Origin of the sequence: Burkholderia sp. NLJ2, assembly GCF_049487195.1 — a bacterium.
Classification (GTDB): domain Bacteria; phylum Pseudomonadota; class Gammaproteobacteria; order Burkholderiales; family Burkholderiaceae; genus Burkholderia; species Burkholderia pyrrocinia.
On sequence record NZ_CP137809.1, the window covers coordinates 631,045 to 652,476 of the forward strand.

At 65.1% G+C, this 21,432-nt stretch carries 19 protein-coding genes; 7 read left to right on the forward strand and 12 right to left on the reverse strand.

Going from position 1 to position 21,432, the window contains the following annotated elements:
* Nucleotides 1-16: 16 nt before the first annotated feature.
* The gene (locus R9B84_RS19465) at nucleotides 17-145 is read right to left on the reverse strand and encodes a hypothetical protein (RefSeq protein ID WP_423760972.1); all 129 of its coding nucleotides are present in this window, start codon (nucleotides 143-145) and stop codon (nucleotides 17-19) included.
* Between the two features lie 474 nt (nucleotides 146-619).
* Here R9B84_RS19465 and R9B84_RS19470 point away from each other — a divergent pair, with 474 nt between their 5' ends.
* From R9B84_RS19470 to R9B84_RS19480, 3 genes are all read left to right on the forward strand, one after another.
* Nucleotides 620-844, forward strand: coding sequence for a hypothetical protein (locus tag R9B84_RS19470; protein ID WP_423760973.1), 225 nt, complete (start codon nucleotides 620-622; stop codon nucleotides 842-844).
* A gap of 339 nt (nucleotides 845-1,183) precedes the next feature.
* Nucleotides 1,184-1,612, forward strand: a complete 429-nt coding sequence (locus R9B84_RS19475) for a VOC family protein (RefSeq protein WP_423760974.1) — start codon at nucleotides 1,184-1,186, stop codon at nucleotides 1,610-1,612.
* Between the two features lie 497 nt (nucleotides 1,613-2,109).
* The gene (locus R9B84_RS19480) at nucleotides 2,110-2,493 is read left to right on the forward strand and encodes an ATP-dependent protease (RefSeq protein ID WP_423760975.1); all 384 of its coding nucleotides are present in this window, start codon (nucleotides 2,110-2,112) and stop codon (nucleotides 2,491-2,493) included.
* A gap of 271 nt (nucleotides 2,494-2,764) precedes the next feature.
* Here R9B84_RS19480 and R9B84_RS19485 read toward each other — a convergent pair whose 3' ends face one another.
* Nucleotides 2,765-4,189 carry a PLP-dependent aminotransferase family protein gene (locus R9B84_RS19485; RefSeq protein ID WP_423760976.1) on the reverse strand — a complete coding sequence of 475 codons (1,425 nt, stop codon included), beginning with the start codon at nucleotides 4,187-4,189 and terminating at the stop codon, nucleotides 2,765-2,767.
* 447 nt (nucleotides 4,190-4,636) lie between these two features.
* Here R9B84_RS19485 and R9B84_RS19490 point away from each other — a divergent pair, with 447 nt between their 5' ends.
* Both R9B84_RS19490 and R9B84_RS19495 read left to right on the forward strand, forming a co-directional pair.
* Entirely contained in the window at nucleotides 4,637-4,951 is a 315-nt protein-coding gene (locus R9B84_RS19490) for a transcriptional regulator (protein ID WP_423760977.1), read from the forward strand.
* Entirely contained in the window at nucleotides 4,944-7,118 is a 2,175-nt protein-coding gene (locus R9B84_RS19495) for a DUF4132 domain-containing protein (protein ID WP_423760978.1), read from the forward strand. The genes R9B84_RS19490 and R9B84_RS19495 overlap by 8 nt, the downstream gene beginning before the upstream one ends.
* Before the next feature lie 10 nt (nucleotides 7,119-7,128).
* On the opposite strand, the gene R9B84_RS19500 is transcribed toward R9B84_RS19495, so the two are convergent.
* On the reverse strand, nucleotides 7,129-8,541 hold the full coding sequence (locus R9B84_RS19500) for a PLP-dependent aminotransferase family protein (RefSeq protein WP_423760979.1): 1,413 nt from the start codon (nucleotides 8,539-8,541) through the stop codon (nucleotides 7,129-7,131).
* 231 nt (nucleotides 8,542-8,772) lie between these two features.
* On the opposite strand from R9B84_RS19500, the gene R9B84_RS19505 reads away from it, so the two are divergent.
* Nucleotides 8,773-10,002, forward strand: a complete 1,230-nt coding sequence (locus R9B84_RS19505; protein WP_423760018.1) for an NAD(P)/FAD-dependent oxidoreductase — start codon at nucleotides 8,773-8,775, stop codon at nucleotides 10,000-10,002.
* Nucleotides 10,003-10,042: 40 nt separating this feature from the next.
* Entirely contained in the window at nucleotides 10,043-11,194 is a 1,152-nt protein-coding gene (locus R9B84_RS19510; RefSeq protein WP_423760019.1) for a branched-chain amino acid ABC transporter substrate-binding protein, read from the forward strand.
* A gap of 25 nt (nucleotides 11,195-11,219) precedes the next feature.
* Here R9B84_RS19510 and R9B84_RS19515 read toward each other — a convergent pair whose 3' ends face one another.
* The 9 genes from R9B84_RS19515 to R9B84_RS19555 form a co-directional block, all read right to left on the reverse strand.
* The gene (locus tag R9B84_RS19515) at nucleotides 11,220-12,140 is read right to left on the reverse strand and encodes a hypothetical protein (RefSeq protein ID WP_423760020.1); all 921 of its coding nucleotides are present in this window, start codon (nucleotides 12,138-12,140) and stop codon (nucleotides 11,220-11,222) included.
* Between the two features lie 101 nt (nucleotides 12,141-12,241).
* Nucleotides 12,242-12,565: a TfoX/Sxy family protein gene (locus R9B84_RS19520; RefSeq protein ID WP_423760021.1), complete on the reverse strand. Its 324-nt coding sequence runs from the start codon at nucleotides 12,563-12,565 to the stop codon at nucleotides 12,242-12,244.
* Between the two features lie 239 nt (nucleotides 12,566-12,804).
* A complete protein-coding gene (locus tag R9B84_RS19525) occupies nucleotides 12,805-14,526 on the reverse strand; it encodes a phage integrase family protein (RefSeq protein WP_423760022.1) in 1,722 nt (573 codons plus the stop codon).
* 169 nt (nucleotides 14,527-14,695) lie between these two features.
* On the reverse strand, nucleotides 14,696-15,190 hold the full coding sequence (locus tag R9B84_RS19530) for a hypothetical protein (RefSeq protein ID WP_423760023.1): 495 nt from the start codon (nucleotides 15,188-15,190) through the stop codon (nucleotides 14,696-14,698).
* Between the two features lie 137 nt (nucleotides 15,191-15,327).
* Nucleotides 15,328-16,362 carry an MBL fold metallo-hydrolase gene (locus tag R9B84_RS19535; protein ID WP_423760024.1) on the reverse strand — a complete coding sequence of 345 codons (1,035 nt, stop codon included), beginning with the start codon at nucleotides 16,360-16,362 and terminating at the stop codon, nucleotides 15,328-15,330.
* A 521-nt stretch (nucleotides 16,363-16,883) separates the two neighbouring features.
* A complete protein-coding gene (locus R9B84_RS19540; RefSeq protein ID WP_423760025.1) occupies nucleotides 16,884-18,008 on the reverse strand; it encodes a porin in 1,125 nt (374 codons plus the stop codon).
* Nucleotides 18,009-18,510: 502 nt separating this feature from the next.
* Nucleotides 18,511-18,894 carry a BON domain-containing protein gene (locus R9B84_RS19545; protein ID WP_423760026.1) on the reverse strand — a complete coding sequence of 128 codons (384 nt, stop codon included), beginning with the start codon at nucleotides 18,892-18,894 and terminating at the stop codon, nucleotides 18,511-18,513.
* A gap of 83 nt (nucleotides 18,895-18,977) precedes the next feature.
* Nucleotides 18,978-20,564: a class I adenylate-forming enzyme family protein gene (locus R9B84_RS19550; protein ID WP_423760997.1), complete on the reverse strand. Its 1,587-nt coding sequence runs from the start codon at nucleotides 20,562-20,564 to the stop codon at nucleotides 18,978-18,980.
* 77 nt (nucleotides 20,565-20,641) lie between these two features.
* Nucleotides 20,642-21,418, reverse strand: a complete 777-nt coding sequence (locus R9B84_RS19555; RefSeq protein ID WP_423760027.1) for an SDR family NAD(P)-dependent oxidoreductase — start codon at nucleotides 21,416-21,418, stop codon at nucleotides 20,642-20,644.
* Nucleotides 21,419-21,432: the final 14 nt, after the last annotated feature.

Genomic DNA, 21,432 nt, shown 5'->3' on the forward strand with positions numbered 1-21,432 from the left:
CACGTGGCTGTGATCTTCAATGCAGCCACTTCATGGCTTTCGTGGCGAACACGGCCATCGCGGCGGCGCCGATGCGCGTCGATATCTGCGGCGTGATTGGTACGGGTCGATGGGGCACACCCTTCTCGCAAACGAAAAGGTTCATCGTGGATTACCGCGGGGAACACGCGGCCGACGCGTCGGCATTCGGCCAGTTTCGGTCGCCCAACTTGCGTGGCTAGATTGTCGACAATCGCCCTTGGCAATCAGCCGCATCCCAGTGCGCCGGTACGCCACATATCGCAGTCCCGGCTTCTCGTCGGCGCGTCACGCACGGATGGTCCTAGTAGAATCGCATTTTTGTGGCGGAGAGGACTTAAATGTTCACACCGGAAATGGTAAGCCCGGATCTGGGCGAGTTCGTTTTGGTAGCCAACCACAGCTTGGAATCAACTGAAGCCGCGCGGCTAAGCGTCGAGTACAACCGTGCGCGAATTCTGCATGGTCGGCCGCACCTGCCTTCAGAGTCTTGGAAATGTAGACTTGTCTATGATGTCCGTGGGCAATCGGTGAGCGAGCCGACAATTGTTCAAGTCAGAGCGCGACTCTGTGATGTGGCCACGGTGGAGTTCAAGCGCTGATGGGCATTCAAGTAGTGGTTGTGGCAGGGAGCCATGCGGAAGTGGTTGAGAAATTGGGCAGCGTGGCTTCGTTCGCCGAGATATTTCCCCTGCCGGAAAGAAATTTCGGAATATCCGTCCCATTCAAGGTCGTCGACGACATCGGGGAGCAAGTTGTGCTCGGCCGCATCTCCGCCTTTAAGTATTTCGACCTCTGGGCGGGCGAGTGGAAGTCACCGACGTAGGCGCTACGTCGGGAAGCGGAGGCCACCGGTACAGGGCGGCCGGTGTCGGTCGCTAGGCGGCCAGTTTCGGACGCACAACCACGGTCGGAGGAGGACATTCGCTCGTCGGCGGTGCGCTTGTGACGTGACGCACACAGTCGATGCCGCGAGTACTCCCGAACCCGCTCGGTCGCCATTCGCTGCTGGGTGGCGATGCCTGCCGGGCACCTCAAACAAGCCTACACTCATCCATGCCCCGCGCTACCTGAATACAGGCCGCTCCGATATTTCTACTTCTACGGGCGCGGGCGGATATGTTCGTTCCTCGTGGCGCCGCTTATTCGCGGCGAAGGAGAAGCCATGGAAAAGATCCGAAAAGCCACGGCCCTGTTCATCGCAGGCTTTGGCCCGATTGTCATTGAAGCCCAGGCAAGCCGCGAGCTCTACAGTGGGGCTTTCTGCATCCCCTTCAAGGAAGAGAATGGCGGCTACCTCCATACGGAGAGTCTGAAAGGCGCAAACACTTTCGCCTTGTGGCCGCTCTCTCAGGCCGCTCAGTCGTGCTTCGGCTCGGATTCGTGGCGTGGTGACGTGCCCATCCCGCAAGCGTGGATTGAGTTTGATGTCGACAACGTCGAAGCAGCTACGGCCGAACTCGAATCACGAGGGTATCGGATGCTGGTCAGGAACCGGAATGAGCCGTGGGGCCAGACCGTCAGTCGCTTCATCGGGCCTGAAGGATTGCTGGTAGGAATCACCTATACGCCATCGATGCGAGAAGAGAAATGATGGCGGCCACGGCCGCAGCGGCAAGTCCTGCGTGAGGTAACTGATCTGGCCGAAGAGCAGCATACGCTCCCCCAAGGTGAATGGCTGATGAAGTACTGAGAACGGTCCTCGCTGTCCGTGTGGACCGGGTGGCGGCACCGGGTCGTTTTGAGCCGGTAACGTATCACCGGGGAGGTATCCTGCGGAGTTCGGCCATTATGCGCAATTCACGACCAGCGCCCGCATTGGCGCTTAAGTGCCGGCGTGACGCTCGCGTCGATACGCTCGAAACTTGTTCTGCGATCTGCCGCGCCCGGTCGTTTTCATCGCTAAATGAGTGTCCTGTCGCCCGCGCGGCCCTGATGAGTGGCGCACTCGAAGGCGTCAACCTTCCGATCATGGTGCCTTTGCACGAGCCAAACGTCGGCGCCAGGCGGCGTGTTGCACCGTCCGGATTCGAGGCGCCTGCCCGGGGTGCGACCGTGCGATGATGTGCCATGACCAACATGAGAGATGGAATGACGACTACATTCGACGAGGCGACAACGGCGGCGATCGCCGCGTTTGCCCAATTGGATTTCTACACGGCTGTGCAAGCGATGCGCGCCGAGGCCGATTACGATCGCGAACGAGACCAGTGGATCTCGCGCTATATCGACGAACACGGCGGCGGCGCGGACGATGCAGCATACGATGCCTTGCACGCGCAGGCCCAGGCAACCCCGGAATACGCGCAGTTCATCGACGGGGTTCGCCGGGAAATCCTGGAATACTTCGGCGTGACCGACAATCAACTGGACTGGATGGTCCTGCTGCGCAATGACGACAGCGATGAGCTTTGGGCGGAAGTCAACCGGCAGCGGAGCGCGCTGGGAACCGGTGAAGTGCGCGGAGATCTCTGATCATTGCTTGCCATTGGGGTCTCAAGTCGTGTTGGATGCGGGGCTAGAGTCAGGTCAGTCACGTGGTACGCCGGGCTCTCAGTTGCTGCAACCGATCCGCTAAGGGAGGACAAGCTTTCGGATCTTCGGAACGCGTGACCGTTGTGCGCTGACACCTGCCCCAGGAGATGCAACGGCTCGAGCGGCAGCAACGGGAATCCACGAAGAACCAAGAAAAAGCCGGCCCAAGGCCGGCTTCGTCGCAGAAGCGCAAGACACCACACACGCCCCTTCACCGCATGCACGCCGCGGCCAGCTTCCCGACCGCGATCACCGCCTGCTCGATCTCCGGCGACCACGGGCTGCTGTAGTTCAGCCGGATGAAATTCCGGTAGCTATCCGTGGTCGAAAACATGTAGCCGGGCCCGATCGTGATCCCCTGTTCCAGCGCGAGCTGATACAACCGCATCGCATCGACCTGCCCGGGCAGTTCGACCCACAGCACGTACCCGCCGGCCGGGCTCGAAATGCGCGTGCCCTCCGGAAAGAACCGCGACACCATCGCACGCATCAGGTTCGCCTGCTGCGCGTATGCCTTGCGCAAGCGCCGCAGGTGATGCTCGTAGCCGTCCCGTTCGAGAAACTCCGCGATCGCGAGCTGCGGCAACGACGGCGTCGCGAGCGTGTTCAGGAATTTCAGCTTCTCGACCTGATCGCGATAGCGGCCCGGCAACGCCCAGCCGATCCGATATGCAGCCGTCAGGCTCTTCGAGAACGACGAGCAATGCAGCACGATCCCGCTGCGGTCGTAGGACTTCAGCGAACTCGGATGCGTATCGCCGAAATACAGTTCGTTATACACACCGTTCTCGATGATCGGCATGCCGGCCTTCGTGGCGAACTCGACCAGCTCGCGCTTGCGCTCGTCGGGCATCTGAAAGCCCAGCGGGTTCTGGAAGTTCGGCATCACCATGCATGAAGCGATCGGCTGCGACTTGGCAATCGCCGCCAGCGCGGCGATGTCGATCCCGTATTCCGGATGCGTCGCGACCTCGATCGCCTTCATCCCCATCCGCTCGATCGCGTGCAGCATCGCGTAGAACGTCGGCGACTCCACCGCGATCGTATCGCCCGGCTTCGCGACCGCCTGCAGGCACAGGTTGATCGCCTCCGTCGCGCCGACCGTCACGATGATCTCGTTCGGGTCTACCGACATCCCGTTTTCCAGGTAGCGGCGCGCGATCTGCCGGATCAGCCGCGGGTGGCCGGGCGGCAGCCCGTCCGTCACGCCCGACAGCGACTTGTCGCGGCCGGCTGCATACGCGTAGCGGTTCAGCTTCTCGAACGGGAACAGGCTCGGGTCCGGGTACGGCGAGCCGAGCGGCACCGCGTCGTCGGTGCCGATCGAGCGCAGCGTCGACAGCACGAGCCGGCTCACGTCCACCGACGACGAAATCGCGATCGGTTTCGATGGCCGCAGCTCGCGCACCGGCGCATGACTGTCGTCGCGACGCAGGTTCACGAAATAACCCGACTGCGGCCGGCTTTCCAGCAGCCCGCGGCTTTCGAGCAGCAGGTACGCATGCAGCACGGTCGTGATGCTGATCCGGTGTTGCTGGCTCGCCTGCCGCACCGACGGAATCCGGTCGCCGTGCCGGTACACGCCCTGGCGGATCAGGCGCTCGATATCGTCCGCGAGTTTTTCATAGAGTTTCATCGCGCGTCTCCCGCCGGCATGCGCCGCTGCGCCGCCTTGCCGTGCGCGTCCGACACGCGCGTGTTCCACCCGCCGACCGGGCCGTCGTGATTCCTGATCTTTCCCTCCGGTTTTGCCTTTTCCATCGCACTGGCTCTCTCTTGAAGATGCGCCGGCAGGGTTCCGGTACGACTGGATCTGCGGCACTGTGCACTTGATGGTTGAATCTTAAAAGCAGAACAGTCGGCGACGAGTACACACATCGATCGTGCGAACAAGAGTACAGTTCGGCGCGAATCGCGTATGACGTGAAAACTGTACGTCTTATGAAATGCCGGGGCGGCCGGAAGCCTTGCGCGGCGCGGCCGCCGCCGGCCCGAAGCGACGGCCGCACGGCCTTTCGTCCGACTAGCGCAAATGGGGTGCAATACTGTGCGATCGCACGGTTTTCACGGGTGGAGTCAGGCCATGCAGCACATGATCGAACAGGCATCCGACGTCGGCGGCGTGACCCGCGCGGCCCGGAAAATACAGAAATGGCGCCAGAACGACGCGACCGGCCGCCTCGTCGTCAGCGAATCGTTCATGGTCAAGGCCGAACGCGGCGCGGGCACCGTCCACTGGGGCAAGGTGTTCCAGGTCCTGCCTGGGCTCGATGCGCGGATCGTCGTCGGCCTCCCCGATGGGAACGGCGCTTCGCTCGAACGCGAATCGGCGCGCGCGAGCCGCCGCGCCGACATCCGCGCATCGCGCGCCGCCGGCAAGGAGAACGCGTATGACTGACCGCGCGCTCGCCGCCCTGCTCGTCGCGCGGCTGACCGGCACCGCCGACCATCCGCGCTTCACCGGCGCGCCGATCGACCTGTCGACGCTCGACGCCCACACGCTCGGCACGGTGTGGCCGGCGCTGCGTCGCACCGAGCGCGCGATCATGCAGCGCGACTTCGCGTACGACGACCCGCGCGCCGAATTCGCGCGCTGGCTGCGCGGGCAGATCGATGCGCTCGGCCTCGTGCCGCTCGTCGACGGCGATGCCGCGCTCGAACTGTTCCGCGACATCCCGCCCGGCGCGTGGCAGCGTGCGCTGGAGGAACTGCCCTGCCTCGACGCGCTGCCGTCGCCCGCGCTGCAGGCCGAGCTTGCGCGCATCGCGGGCGAGCCGGAGGAAGGCGGCCTGCGTGCCGCGTCCGCGTACGGCGCGTATGCGCTCGACTGGTTCGCCGGACGCCGCGACTTCTCGGCACGACGCGACGCGTATGCGCAAGCGCTGGCGGATTCGCCGTTTCGGGTGCGCGAACTCGACGTGCTGCCCGAACTCGGGCCGGCCGCGCTGCTCGCGCTGGCCGCGACGCACGACGGCTATTTCGCGCCGAAGCGGCTGTGGATCGACTTCAGCGATCCAGCCGTCACGCTCGCGGAAGACGCCGCGTACGTCGAATTCGCGCGCAACGCGCTGACCGAGGCCGCGCGGCAAGTCTCGGAGATTCATGCCGGCACCGTTCCGTACGAGGCCGATCGCGCGTTCACGACCGACGACGCGCAGGTCGTCGCCCGCGCGGCGCGCGTGGCCGCCTATCGCGACGAAGCGTGGCTGCGCCCGCTGATCGGGCCGCTGCTGACGGGCGTGTGCGTCGCGCCGACCGCCGCGAAGACGGCGCCGTCGCAGTCGCTCGCGATCGCGCTCGGCCACGCGGTCGAGACGATCCCGACACCCGAAAGCGTGCGCGCGCTGCGCGATGCGCTGGCCGCCGTACGTCATGCCGGCGTGCAGAAGAAGCTCGCGCGCAACCTGAAGCCGGCCGAACGCGCGCTCGGCGAGCAGCCGCATACCGCGCTGCGCATGACGCTCGACGCGAAGCCCGACAAGAAGCAGCTCGCGATGCTCGCCGCGTGCATGGAAGCGGGCTTCTGGCAGCCGATCACGCTCGGCCATGCCGAATGGCGCGAGCGGCTCGTCGATGCGCCGGCCGGCGCCGCGTTCTCGACGCGCATGATCTGGCAAGCGCGCGGCAATGACGGGACGACGCTTTCGTTCATGCCTGAAATCGCGAAGGGCAAGGTCGTGCTGCGCGACGCGGCCGGGCACGCGTGCGACATCGCCGACGACAGCGACATCCGCCTGTGGCACCCGCTGCTGGCCGATGCGGACGAGCGGCTCGCGTGGCAGCGCACGATCGTCGGCCGCGCGCTCCGGCAGCCGGTCAGGCAGGCATTCCGCGAGTACTACGTGCCGGAGGAAAGCGACGCCTCGGCCAGCGAATCCGCGATGTTCGAAGGTCATGTGCTGTCGAGCCGGCCGCTGCTCGGCGTCGCGCGCCGCGAGGGCTGGTCGATCCGCGCTTACGACGACGGGCTCGTCCGCGAATTCGGCGACGTGCGTGCAACCTTCCTCGTCGATGCGCGGCTCTATCCCGGTTCGGAAAGCCACGGTACGTCGCGCCGGCTGCACGTCGAACGCCGGCACGAACGGCGCTGGGTGCCGCTGCCGATCGGCGAGATCGATCGCGTCGTGTTCTCGGAAGTGGCGCGCGCGGTCGACCTGCTCGTCAGCGTATCCGCATTCGCGCTCGACGACGACGCGACGCGCGCGGCCACCGCCGCGCTCGCGGTCGATCCGGTTCGCCAGCGCGAAATCGACGCGGATCGCTGGCAGCGCCTGAACCGGCTGTCGGATTTGCCGCTGGGCGTGATGGCGCGGCATCGCAAGCACGTGCTGTCGCTCGTGTTCGCCGACGCGATTGCGCAAGGAAGGATGACGATCGACGAACGCCATGTGCGCGTCGGCGCGTGGTCGGTACATTGCGCGACCGGACGCGTGACGCGCGACGGCGAGCCCGTCGAACCCGCGACCGAGCCGCCGCCGTCGCCGCTGCGCGCGGTGCAGTGGCTGCCTTACGACGAAGCGCTGCTGCAGCGGATCGTCGACGTCGTCGCGGGCTTGCTCGACTGAGCACCCGCCGTCAGATCGAACCGAACAGCGCGCGCGGCCGGTCCTTCAGCGTGCCGGACAGAATCCGCAGCCCGTTGACGAGCTCGTCGCGCGTGGCCGGGCACGCGAGGTTGATGCGCACGCCGTGCTCGATTTCCGCGCGGTCGACCGCGAACGTCGACGACGGCATCACGATCACGCCGCGCGCCTTCGCGTTCGCGGCGAAGTCGTCGGCGCGCCACGGCGGCGGCAGCCGCAGCCACACGAACATGCACGCGGGATCGGATTTCAACTGCCCGGCCGGCAGCAGTTCCCGCGCGAGATCGACGCGCGCGCGGATCTCCGCGAGCTGCGCGGCCATGATCCGCTCGGCGGTGCCGTCCTCGATCCATACCGTCGCGATCAGCATCGAGATCGGCGCGGGCATCCACGCGGTCGTGCGCACCGCTTCCGCACACAGCGCGACGCTGTCGCGCGGGCAGCTCAGGTAGCCGAGGCGCAGCCCCGGCGCGAGGATCTTCGACGTCGCGCCGATATGGAACGTCAGCTCGGGGCACAGCCCCGCGATCGCCGGCAGCCGGTCGCGCACGAGCGGGCCGTACACATCGTCCTCGATGATCGTCACGTGATGGCGCCGCGCGATGTCGACGAGCGCCATCCGGCGCGCGAGGCTCATCGTCGTCACGGTCGGGTTCTGCAGGTTCGGCACGACGAAGATCGCCTTGACCGGCATGCGCTGGCAGATCCGCTCGATCTCGTCGGGCAGCAGGCCGTCGTCGTCGGCCGGCGCGCTGACGATCTCGAACTGGAACACCGGCGCGAGCGCCTTGAGCCCGTAATACGTGAGGCGATCGGCGACGATCACGCCGTCGGTGCCGATCAGGCTGTTCAGCACCGCATACAGCCCGTGCTGCGCGCCGCTCGTGACGACCACCTGGTCGCTCGACGGCGCGAAGCCGGGCGCGGCAAGCCACTGCGCGCCGGCCGCGCGCGCCCAGTCGGGCCCCTGCGGCGGCTGGTATTCCTGCAATGCGGCGAAGCGCGGGTCGTTCGGCAGCGTGCCGAACGTCCGCGCGAGGCTCGCGAGAAATTCGCCGGTCGCCGGGCGGTTCACGGTCAGGTCGATCACGCCGTTGCCCGCCGCGAGCCATGCACGGGCCGGCGCGATGCTCGGCATCGCGCCGCCGGTGACGAGCGAGCCGCGGCGCTTGCTGCCGATCACGAGGCCGCGCAGTTGCAGTTCCTTGTAGGCGCGGGACACGGTCGACACGTTGATGCCGAGCTCGGTCGCGAGCTGGCGCTGCGGCGGCAGGCGGCTGCCCGGCGGATACGTGCCGTTGCGGATTTCCTCCTCGATCGAGCTCGATACCTCGACATAAGTCGGCCGCTTCGCCTGCACCGGCGCGCCGCCGTCGCGCTCGCCGGAAAGTTTGTCTGATGCCATTTATCGCCTGTGACCACACAAAAAGCGTTTGTCTGTCATTTTGACCTGCCCAGCGATTGTATATGACATCCCCTCCCCGTCAAACGTTGGCGGAAAAGTCTGTTGAATCAGCCAGTTGAAATCGGGTAAACACTAGCGCCACACAATCTCATTTTGATTGCACACAAAAAATTACTGTGTGATTCTTAATCTCAACTTTGTGTGAACCATGTGTGCCGGAGGGGATGCGTCATGGCGAACGTCGCCATCGTGGGTGCAGGCTTCATCGGGCTCGGCGCGGCGGCATGGCTGCAGCGCGACGGGCATCGCGTGACGCTGTTCGATCCGGCCGGCGTCGGCCACGGCGCGTCGTTCGGCAACGCCGCGACGTTTGCGCCGTACGGCTGCGTGCCGGTGAACGGCCCGTCCGTGTTCCGCAACATCCCGCACTTCCTGTTCGCCGCCGACAGCCCGCTGCGCATCCGCTGGCCCTACCTGTTGCGCGGCGCGCCGTGGCTCGCGCGGTTCCTGCTCGCATCGACGCCCACGCGCCACGTACGCAGCGCGAGCGCGCTGGCCGCGCTGCTGTCGCGCGCCGCCGACGGCTATGCGCCGCTGCTCGCCTCGCCGCGGCTCGCGGCGTTCGTGCGGCCGCGCGAATGCCTGTACCTGTACGCGCGGCAGGCGTCGTTCGATGCCGCGCAACCGTCGCTCGCGCTGCGGCGCCGGCTCGGCGTGCCGTTCGAGCTGCTCGACGCGAGCGCGATCCGCCGGCTCGAGCCCGCGCTCGCGCCGATCTTCGCGCGCGGCGTGCTGTTCGTCGGAAGCTGGCATTTCTCCGATCCGCACGGGTTTCTCGGCGAACTGTTCGCACATCTGGCAACCGGCGGCGCGACGCTCGAACGCGAGCGCGTCACGCGGATCGAGCCCGTCGGCGACGGCGTGAACGTGCATGCGGGCGGCTCGGTGCGCGCCTTCGATCACGTCGTCATTGCCGCGGGCGCCCGCTCGCGTGAATTCGCCGCTGCGTGCGGCGATGCCGTGCCGCTCGATACCGAGCGCGGCTATCACGTGCAGTTCGCCGCGCATGAGCAGATCGTCACGCGGCCGGTCGGCTGGGCCGAGCGCGGTTTCTACATGACGCCGCTCGACGAAGGGTTGCGCGCGGCCGGCACCGTCGAACTCGGCGGCTTCGACGCCCCAATGAACCGCTCGCTCGTCGCGCTGCTGACGCGCTCGGCACGCGAAGCTCTGCCGTCGCTCGGCGCGCCAACGCGCAGCTGGCTCGGCTTTCGTCCGACGCTGCCGGACGGCGTGCCGGTCATCGGCCACGCACGTGACAACGCGCGCGTGATCCACGCATTCGGTCATCAGCATCTCGGCGTGACGCTCGCCGGCATCACCGGGCGGATCGTCGCCGACCTCGTCGCCCAGCGCGCACCGCCGCTGGACCTCACGCCATACCGGGCCGCGCGATTCTGACGCGCGCCGCGACTTCAACCACTGCAAGGAGGCATGCATCATGAATCGTCGTAACTGGCTGGTTTGGCTGGCCGTCTGCTCGATCGGCACGGCCACCGCGTCCGCGCAGGCCGCGGACCCGGAAACCGTCAAGATCGGCTTCGCCGGTCCGCTGACGGGGCCCGTCGCGCGCGTCGGCAAGGACCTGCAATACGGTGCGCAACTCGCGCTCGACGAGGAGAACGCGAAGCATCCGACCTTCGGCGGCAAGCCGGTGCGGTTCGTGCTCGACGTGCAGGACGACCAGGCCGATCCGCGCATCGCGATCCAGGTCGCGCAGAAACTCGTCGACGACGGCGTAATCGGCGTGATCGGCCACTACAACTCGGGCTGCAGCATCCCCGCGTCGGCCGTCTACCGGCAGGCGAACGTCGCGATGATCACGCCCGGCTCGACCAATCCGCAACTGACGATGCAGGGCTTCAAGAACGTGTTCCGCACGATGGGGCACGACGGCATCGGCGGCGTGGTGGCCGGCCGCTTCGCGGTCGAGCAGTTGAAGGCGAAGCGGATCGGCATCATCGACGATCGCACCGCGTTCGGCCAGGGCCTCGCCGACGCGTTCGAGAAAGGCGTGAAGGACGCGCACGGCAGCGTCGTCGACCGCGAATACACGAACGACAAGGCTGTCGATTTCCGCGGCATCCTGACGACGATGAAGAGCAACAACGTCGACCTGCTGTTCTTCGGCGGGCTCGACGAACAGGGTGCGATGCTCGTCAAGCAGATGCGCTCGCTCGGCATCCGCGCGCAACTGTTCGGCGCCGGCGCGCTGAAAAGCAATGCATTCCTGAAGATCGCCGGCAACTCGGGCGAAGGCACGCAGGATCTCGAACCGGGGCCGGCGCTCGACAAGCTGCCGTCCGCGGTCGCGTTCGCGCAGCGCTACAAGGCGCGCTTCAACCAGGATGTCGAGCTGTATGCGCCGTTCGCGTACGACGCGGCGCTCGCGATGATCGCGGCGATCCGCAAGGCCGATTCGGTCGATCGCGGCAAGGTCGTCGCGAGCCTGCCGGGCGTGTCGGTCACGGGCGTGACCGGGAAGATCTCGTTCGACGAGCGCGGCGACCTGATCAAGCCGCCCTACACGCTGTTCCGCGTCGAACAGGGGCAGTGGCACAGCATCCGCACGGTCGGCGGCGCGTCGAACTGAGCGGCAAGCCGGCGGACGGCGCCGCCTACCGCTCCGCCTGCTGTCGCTGCACCTCCTGCGCTTTCATCTGCAGATACGCGCTCTTTTCCACTTCGTGCAGTTGCTGCGGATACTGCTCGGTCGCGTCGAACCAGCGCGCGAGGCGCTGGTCGAGCGGCTTGTCGAGCGTCGCGAGATACGTGTCGATCGCGAGGTAGTAGCGCATCGTGTTGCGCTCCAGCAGCCCGCGCACGCCGCCGATGTACTGCGGCTGCGCGGCCGATGCGCCGCCGACGGCCGTGAACCCGACCTTGTCGCTGCCGACCGTCGCGAGGTAGGTCTTCATCGCCATCCGGCCGACCGTGCCGAAGCCGTACGAATACGTGAGATGCAGGAACGTGCGCGATGCGCCGACCGGCACGGCCTCCAGCGCGATCCGGTAATCCTTCGTGCCCATCGGGCCGCTGTCGGCGGTCAGGTCGACCTGGAAATAGTCGGGCGTCGCGGCCGCCACGCGATAGCGGAACTGCAGGCGATAGGTATCCGGGAGCTTCTGCTGGATCTTGCGGCCGACGTTCACGTCGAGCACCGGGCCGTTGCTGCCGCTCGACGCATGACAGTACTTCGTGTTCAGGTGCAGGATCAGCACCGCGCACCAGTTCGCGGGGCCTTGCGCGGGATCGTTGAGCTGGCCGTTCACGACCGCGAACGGATAGTCGACCAGCGCGTAGATGTCGCCCTTCAGCGACGACGACGCCTCCGACGATTCGAGGTACAGCGGCCGGTGAAACGCGTTGTCCTTCAGTTGCGCGCCGAGGCTGTGGTAACGGTCAAGCAGCGCCGCCGCGCCGCCTGCGCCTTCCGCGCCGAACGACAGCGCGCTCCAGCCGACACAAACGGCCGCGACGAGCGCGCGCCAGGCGCGACGGGCAAGCCACCTGCCGCGCGGATGTCCGGATGTCTCCATTCTTGTGCTCCCTCCGGGCGCGCGGTGGTCGCACGCATGTGTCACAGAATACGCCTGCACGCTGCATGGCGTTACGCGTGGTTACGCGTGGTGCCCGGCCGCTATCGGCTTCGCTTCACCGGCACCGGCAACTGCGCGGCGGTGATCCGGATCAGCGCCGACAACCATTCGCGGTCGTCCCAGCGATCGCCGGTAATGACGAGGTGCGGCTTCGCGCTCGGATACGGCGGGCCTTCTTCGCAGGTGCCGAGAAACGCGCGGCCTTCGGGTGTCGGCTTGACGAACAGCCGGTCGTCGCAGACAAGCGCGACCATCTTGCCGTCGCAATAAATGCCGTATTCGCCGAACATCTTGCGGGCCGATACCGTTCCGGCCGCCGCCATCTGCTCGACGATGAAATCGACCGTTCCCTGGCTCGATGCCATCCGCTGCTCCTGGTGAAAAAGTTTATGACCGCTGTGTACGCCGGACCGTTCCGTCCTGTCGGCAGATACGCTGCGGCGCGTCATCCATCCGTCGACCGAAAGCGTATACAGGCACGCGTGTGCGGGCCTTCCCGGCCAACAATCCCCTGACACACCTGACAGTTACATCGCGGCCCGATGAATCGTCCGATAGCGCTTCACGAAAAATGGCGCAGACGTGACGCCCCCGCACATTCCGCCTACTTGTCGGCCGCAAACGCACTCGACATCTGCCGCGCCCGCTTCACATCGTCGCCATGCAGATAAATCGACGTCGTCGAGATCGACGCATGCCGCAAGTTGTCGCGCACCGTCGTCAACTCGGCCCCGCGCGCGAGCGCGTGCGTCGCGTGCGTATGACGCATCCAGTGCGGGCTCGCCTGCCGCAACTTCTGCGCGAGCGCCGGGTTGTCGGCATCGACGACGTCGGCCGTCTGCGCGAAAAAGCGCTGCATCACCTTCCACAGCCGCACGCTCGTGATCGCGGCCGCACCGTCTTCCGCGAGGCTCGGGATCAGCGGCGTATCGGGCCGCCAGCGCGCCGGTGTGACCGGCAACCGGCGCGCGACCAGGTGACGATCGAGCGCCGTGCGCGCCAGCGGCGGCAGCGCGACGCGCGCGGCCTTGTGCCCCTTGCCGATCACTTTCAGCCACGCGTCGCCGTGCGCGTCCGTCTCGATGTCGCCGAGCGTCGCGCCGACCAGCTCGCTCGCGCGCAGCCCGGTCGCATAGCCGAAATCGAGGATGAAGCGCAGCCGTTGCGCGGCGGCGAGCGTCCAGCCGGACGACGCGTCCTTGCGGAACTCGAGCCCGTCGGCGATCGTGCGGACCAGCAGCCACTCGCCTTCGGTGAACGCATGCGACGTGTCGAGTGCGTTCGCGCCGCGCGTGTCGCGCACCTTGACGCCCGCGAACGGATTCGCGAGCAGGTAGCGCTGCTCGATCAGCCAGCGGAACAGCGCGCCGAGCACCGACAGCGTGTACGCCGCCGAGCGCGCGGACAGCCCGCCCGAGAACGGCCGCCAGTCGGGCGCGCCACGCGGCCGCACGGGCCCGACCCAGCGTTCGTACGGCGTCGGGCGGCGCACGAATGCGCGATACGCGACTGCATCCTCGGTCGTCAGCGACGACAGCGCGCGGCCCCGCTCGACGATCGCCCACAGGATCAGGCGCTCGGCTTCCTTCCGGTACGCGCGCCGCGTCGCGGCCGATTCGTGCAGCGACAGCCATGCGTGCACGGCCGCGTAATCGTTGTCCGCGTCGAGCGTGCTGGTCGCGCGCGGCGCGCGAAACGTGCCGGCCGAGCCGTCGACCTCATGCGGCAGCTTCAACTGCTCCCACGGCACGATGCTGCCGCGCGGCGTCGCGGCGATCAGCGCGCGCGCCCGTTCTGTCAGGTCCGGATGTGCGGCGAAGAACGCCTCGATGCGTCGCGCGCCGGCCATGCCGAGGCCCGGAATCGCACTCCACCACTGGCGCCGGCGCGGAATCCGCACGGTCAGATCGGCGAGCGTCGCGATCCCGTGCGTACGCAGCGCAGCAACCGCGCGTGCGGGCAGCCATAGCCCGACGTCGTCGCTGATCTGCGGGATCGGCGCGCGCGCATGACGCAGCAGGCCGATCGCTTCGGTTGCGGCCTTCGCCTCCCGTAAACGCTCACCGTCGGGATGACCGAGCCGCTCGGCGAGATCGGGCCGGCCGGCCTGCCGCGCGACGCGCACGAGGCGGCGGCGAATGCCGCCGATCACGCCGCGCGCGGACCGCCCTTCGCCGAGACGATCGGGCAGGTAGCGCTCGACGGCCTGGCGCACGGTCATGCCCGCGTACCACGCACGCAGCGCGGCCAGTTCGTCGGCGTCGGGAAAGCCTGCGGGTGCAGGCGCGGAATCGGAGGAAGGCGGTAAGGCGAGGCGCGGTTTCATGGGCGCCAGTTTGACAGAAGCGCGCGGTCGCCGGTGTCGTCTCACGCTGCCCCAGAACCGCCCAGCGAAGCTCCAGAAGATTCGACATCATTCACGAGATGTCTTTTAAAACATTGATTTACGAACCTCCGAAAGCGTCACGACGATAGCCAGGCGGCTCCTCGCAAATTCATGTGCGACTGCGGTACGAACGAAGCCACAAAAACTGGACTATCGCTCCCAGCACAAAAACACCTAGCCACACTGCGAGTGATCCGCGCACGATTGGGGATTCGGGGCCGTTCGCGAGGGGATGACTAACCGGCAGTCGTGTCAGCGTCTCGTTGATCCCGGGGACCAACAGCAGAAAGAAGCTGAACGTGAATGCGAACTGGGACAGGTACAGTCGCGCAGGCCCCAGGACTTTGATCCGCGGGACGAGTAGTCCGCCCAATGTTGCGAGCAGCGCCAAGATACCGAGTGCATGCCCGACATTGAAACCGCCGGTACTGGACAAACCAAACGACGTGAACACGGACACCACCATCCCTGCCAGGTAAATCTTGGCGGACCGGGTTGTGCTATCGATCTTCTGATATCGGGCGAAGCTATATAGGCCTGCGGCGACCGTCACCAAGCTGACAATGGTGTGACCCGCGCCCAAAGAGGAAATGGGATGAGGCATGGGACGATGACTCCTTCTGAAGGTGTGGCCCCGGATCGCCGTGACACCGGCGACACGAGAGAACGCAACGGGTCGATCAATACTCGCAAAGTAACCAACCAGTTGATCGATTCAACAATTCGAAGCATGCCTCCGATTCAAGCTTCCAGGGAATACCAAGCGACGTTGTCGTCGTCCATCGCACACTTCACGACGCGCCTGGCAATGAGGTAGTTCATACAGGCCACCGTTTCGCCGGTCGCAAGACTCAGCTGCAGCGCATCCTGTTCCCCGATGGGACGGCCGAACAGAGGGGCAAACGCGTCGACGATCCGTCGGGGCCCGGCCGCCAACGATTGGCGCAATCGATCCAGGGCACGGTCCTGTCCCGATTTGAGCGAGGCCAAGCGTTCATGCAGACCGTAGAAGGGCTCGTTGTGAGAAGGCAGCACAAGCACGTCATCCGGCACGCCGTTCATTAGCTTGCCGAGCGACTCGTACCACTCCTGCAGCGGATTGGCTTGCGGCTCGCTGGCGAACACCGACACATTCGACGAAATCTTCGGTAGCACCTGATCACCGGAGATCAGTAGCTTCAGATCGGAGCAGTACAAGCAGACATGCTCGGGTGAGTGGCCACCGGTTGTGATGATCCGCCAGTCGTGCTCGCCCAGTCGAACCTGTTGGCCGTCCTGTAGGCGCCGATAGCTCTCAGGCAGCGCGTGAATATGCTTGCCGAAGCTGCCGAAGCGGCTGCGATAGCTCTCGATGGCAGCCTCCGACCACCCCGCGCGCCGATAGAACAGCACCCCGTCGCGAGGGGCCTCGCGGTTCGTGTCGGCATGCAATACTCGGCAGGACAGGTATTCGACGCGGCTCATGTACAGCGGTACACCCGTGCGCCGCGTGAACCAGCCTGCCAAGCCGATGTGATCCGGGTGCATGTGTGTGGCGTACACCCCTTGAAGCGGCCGCGCCAGCGGCCCCTGCGCCATGAGCGCCAACCAGTCGGCCACGGTGTCGGGGGCGTTCAGGCCGGTGTCTACCAGCACCCAGCCGTCGGCGGTGTCGATGGCCCATACGTTGATGTGATCGAGCTTGAACGGCATGGACAGCCGGATCCAGTGCACACCGGTGGCAACCTCGACAGTGTGGTGCGGCAAAGGAGGGGCGAGCGGGTAGAGAAGTGTCATGGCGTCGATCGAGAGAGTCAAATTCCCATGAGTCCATCCGTACGGAGCGTGGCTCGAGCACTCCCGTAGCCGGACTCAGGAATACAGAGTAAAGAGACCGCACCGACGTTGTTCGGTGCGCCCGGTGCATATCCGACGGATCGTCATCGATGATGTCGACGGAGGTGTCACGCATGGTGGTCGATGATGGGGAGAACATCGTGCGCACACCCGTCCGTGGAGCCAATTCGCCGGTCCGTGCAGCGTCCCGGCGTTCCCTCTCGTCAGCGCTGCGGCGCATGTCTGAGATGACTCACGGGATGTAGCCCTCCCCGTTTTTTCTTCCTCCTTCGTCGCCCCGAGTCAACCAAGTGTCATTGCAAGCCACTCGCTGACGATTGCGCGCGATCGAGCACAGCGGCGCGGACGCTCACCGCGTGCCGCGCGTGCGGATCAACCATGACGTCGGCTCGAAGTCAATCACGTGAATCGGTCCCACGTCACGGTGCGCTCATTCGTCGAACCTGGCGATGAGGCAGTCGCTAGAAAGCGTGACGGATGCCCAGCATCGCCGCTGTCGTGCTCGTGCCCGGCGCCACGGGCTGGCCAAACGTGATTGGCTGGTTCATCGTTCCCCGGTTGTTCACATGCCCCACCTGGCCGTAGAGGAGCGTCGATTTCGACAGGCTGTACTCCGCACCGACTGCAACTTCGGTCGACTTGTTGGTCGAGTTGTTGCGGTCCTTCAGGTAGTACACGCCACTGGTCACCTTGAAGGCAGGCGAGAACTGGTAGCCGAGGCCGACCGAATACAGGTCGAGGTTGACCAGGTCGGAATGCGCCGAATTCCTGCCGTTCGAATACGATGCGGAAATCGAGAATGCGCGGTACGTGTATAGCGCACCCACGTAGAGAAGGCGGTTATTGGCCAGTCCGGTGGCCACTGTCGTCGGGCCGGGGTTCGTGTCGTGGCCAATGTAATAGCCAGCCGCAAGACGAAGGCCATAGTTCGAATATTTCAGTACGGCGGACTCCCGCGTACCGCCCTGGAAGCTGCCCGCTACCCCTCCGGGGGCATACTCGAGTGCCGCGGACACGCCGGCGAACTTCGGCGATTCATAGACAATCGCATTGCTGTCGTACAACGCGCCGATCGGCGCGTTGGTGCTGATGCCCTGCCAGCCGGCAGCCTGGTTCATGCCGAGCCACGCAGTCAGCGTGCTGCCGAAATAGTGAGCCCCCCGTACGTCCGTCTCGGCCATTGCATAGGCAATCGGCACGATCTGTCGACCGAAATTCAGTGTACCGAACGGTCCCGACACGCCTACCATCGCGATCTGGTTGAACTGGGCCACCGCGCCCGGCGTATCGGCCAGGTTGAACTTGCCGGTTCCGCTGTCGAACTCGCCCTGCAGTTTGAAATTGATGTGATACCCGCCGCCGATGTCCTCCGATCCCTTGAGTCCCCAGGCGCTCGCATAGATACCGCCATCCTTGTAGCGATAGACCTTGCCACGGTTCGGCGCCGTCGGGCTCAACGTGGCCGCCGACGTGCTTTGATACAACATCCCGGAATCGATGACACCATACAGCGTCACTGAAGACTGTGCGTGCACTGCACTACCTGTTGCCGCCAGAACGGCCGCAGCGATCCATTTCAATTTCATTGCGTCTCCGGTTTTTTGCTTTGAAGCGGCCTGTTGCGACCGCCGTACGTACTGAACACATCGGATGCTTCGCCTCGACGCCAACTGCGCTCGTCGAGGGTCTCCTAGTCGCGTTTTGCTACTAGTTCGGTGTGGCACTGGAAGCAGAGTTGCCCATCTACTGCCCGTGCAAATACAAGTGCCCGATAAACCTGGTGACGGCACCAATCGGGATCGCCGTTCTGGCCAAATCGATTCGGCTAGTCAGCTGAATGCATTTCATCAGTAGCTCCGAGAAACCCTGCCATTGATGGTGAGGAGGACAAGGTGGGCATGCGTACGCAGCGGCCGGTACAGGCCACCCATGCAATGCAGTCCCTTGGCCAAAACACGATTCCAGCGCGGCGGCAGCTCGCCGGTCATTCGCGATCAACATTCGGTCTTTTGGATGGGAAAAGTTCGGACGCGAAAGAAGTCTGTCGCGTCACGCCTTCGCGCTCACTTCCCCCGAGGCGCGAGCTTGTTACGAACCGCCGAACGGCTTTTGCACGACGAGCTTGTTGGTCACGGAGGTGACGCCTGGAACCCCCTTCGCGATCTCCGCAACCTCATTGACCTGCGCAGCGTCCGTGACCGTGCCGCTCAACGTCACCGCGCCGCCTCTTGCGACGATGCTGATATTGCCGGCGCTGATCTTCTTGTGCTTGCCGATGGCGGCATACACCTTCCGGCGCAGCGCGCGATTGGCCTTCCTTGTGCTGACGGGAGCGACCACGCTTTCCGCAGCGGATGCAGCAGGCATACCTGCAGGTGCACTGGCAGACTGGCCCGACTGCGACCATGCGTTGCTGGACGCGGCCAGAATCAATGCGGCAATCGCCAACGCGCGTACCTGAATACTTTTCATCGAAAACTCCGGTCGTTATGAAGGACGGGATCAGAACGGCATCACCCTGAGTTGACTCCCGCTTACATGCCATATGGAACTGTCTAGCTGACCTTGCGCTGCATGTTTTGCCAGTACTTTTCCTTGACCGCGCGCCGCAACACCTTGCCGACCACCGAGGTCGGCAATTGTTCGACAAACACAACCGACTTCGGCGCCTTATAGCTCCCGAGCTTTTCCTTGGCGTGCGCGATAAGTTCGGCGGCGTCGACCGAGGCGCCGGGGCGCAGCATCACTTCCGCGTGCACGGCCTCGCCCCACTCGGGATGGGGAATGCCGACGACGGCAGACATCACGACGGCCGGGTGCGAGGCCAACGCAGCTTCCACCTCGATTGCGTAGACATTGAAACCGCCGCTGATGATCATGTCTTTCAAACGGTCGACGATGTGCAGGTAGCCGCCCTCGTCGATGTAGCCGAGGTCGCCCGACTTCCAGGATTCGTCGGCAAACTCGGCGGCCGTCGCTTCCGGATTGTTGTAATACCCCTTGATGATGGCTCGGCTGCGGATGCGGATTTCGCCGCGTTGGCCGGTTGGCAGCGGATTGCCCTGCTCATCGGTCACATAGACTTCGACGCCCGGCGTCGGCCGACCGGCCGACGACAGACGTTCGACGGCGCCCTCGATCGTCTGTCCGATCTCGTGTTCCGCCTTGTCGAGCGTCGACACGAACATCGGAACTTCGGTGGCGGCGTAGACCTGCGCGAAGATCGGACCGAAGCACTTGATCAAGTCTTCGAGCTTGGCGGGACTCATCGGTGCGGCGCCATAGATCAGGGTGTTCAGCGAAGACAGATCGCGCGGGTTGGCGTGCTGCAATTCGAGCAGACGGTACAGCACGGTCGGCACCAGGAACGAATGCGTCACGCGCTGCTGCTCGGCCGTTTGCCGCCATTGCTCGAGGTCGAGCTGATTGAGCGTCAGGTTGGTGCCGCCGGCATAGAAAGTCGGGATGAAAGCGACCAGCGTGCCATGCGAGAGCGGCGCCACGTGCAACATGCGCGTGCGGCTGTTGAAGCCGAAATCGGGGTTGCTGAAACCGCCGTCGCGGCAAGCCATCAGATTGTCGATCGAGTACATCGCGCATTTGCCGTGACCGGTCGTGCCGCCGGTGAAGCGCAACATGCAGATGTGCTCATCGTCGTCCAGCTCGACGTTAGCGTCGAGTTCGGAAGCCGCGCCGACCAGGGTCCAGAACGCATGCACGCCGGGGCGCGCGGCCTGCTCCGGCGTCGGGTCGTCCATGACGACGATCTCGCAACCCGCCGCGCGCAACATGGCGTAGTAGCCATCGAGCAGACGGGTTTCAATGAATACGACCTTCGGCTTGACCAGTTCGATCTGGCGCGCGTGCTCTTCCGGCGCGTCCCGCAGGTTGGTCATGACCACCGTGCCTTCCTGCTTGAGGACAGTCGGCAGCATCATCAGGCTCAGGCTGTCGTTATCCAGGATGAGCAGGAACTTGTCGCCTTTGCCGACCCCGAGCGCGTTGCGCAGCGCGTCGGCAATGCGGTTGGTCAACAGGTGATAATCGTGGTAACTGTAGCTGCGGCCGCGCTCCACATTGACGATCGCTTGCCGATCGCGAAAACGCAGCGTCATCAGGCGCATGATGCGGCAAAAGTTCATCTTCACGGATTTGTCTCCTTTGTACTTTGCCCCCCTCGTCTCAGAGGAAGGGCTGCCCTGCCGCCGGCGCCGCGCGTTTAGCGCGCGCGCAGGCGCGACGCTGCATCCAGACGGATAGTGTCCGCGTTGAGGTACGCGTTTTCGATGATGAAAGCGCAGCAGTGCGCGAACTCGCGCATGTCGCCGAGGCGCCGCGGGGCTTCGATCTGCGACGTCAACGCATTGACGATCTTTTCGTCGAGCGACTTCACCATCGGCGTCAGGAACAGGCCCGGCGCAATGGCATTGACTCGGATGCCGACGTCACCGAGTTCCCGCGCCGCCGGCATGTTCATGCCGAGCAGCGCCGCCTTGGAGGCGGCATAGGCGACTTGACCGATCTGCGCCTCGTAGGCGGCGCCCGACGAGATGTTGATCACTACGCCGCGCTCCTCCCCGGCTTCCGGCTCGTTCTTGACCATCTGCTCGGCGCACTTCGACATGACGTTGAACACGCCGTTGACGTTGACCGTCGTCACTTGCGCGAACTTCGCCAGCGGCGTGGCCTTGCCGTCCTTGCCCAACACCTTGCACGGCGTGGGCAGCGCCGCGCAATTGATGCAGACGTGAACCGTGCCGAAGCGGGCAGTCACGGCTGCGACCGCGTTCTGCACCGACTCCTCGCTGGCGACGTCGGTTTGCACGAACATGGCGTGTTCGGCGCCGATCTCTTCGACAGCCTTGGCGCCGGCTTCGGCGTTCAGATCGAAGATGGCGACGCGCGCGCCCTTGTCCTGTACCAGATAGCGCGCCGTGGCGAGGCCGAGGCCCGACGCGCCGCCGGTAATGACGATGACTTTTCCTTCAATGCGCATGATTGTTCCTGTGG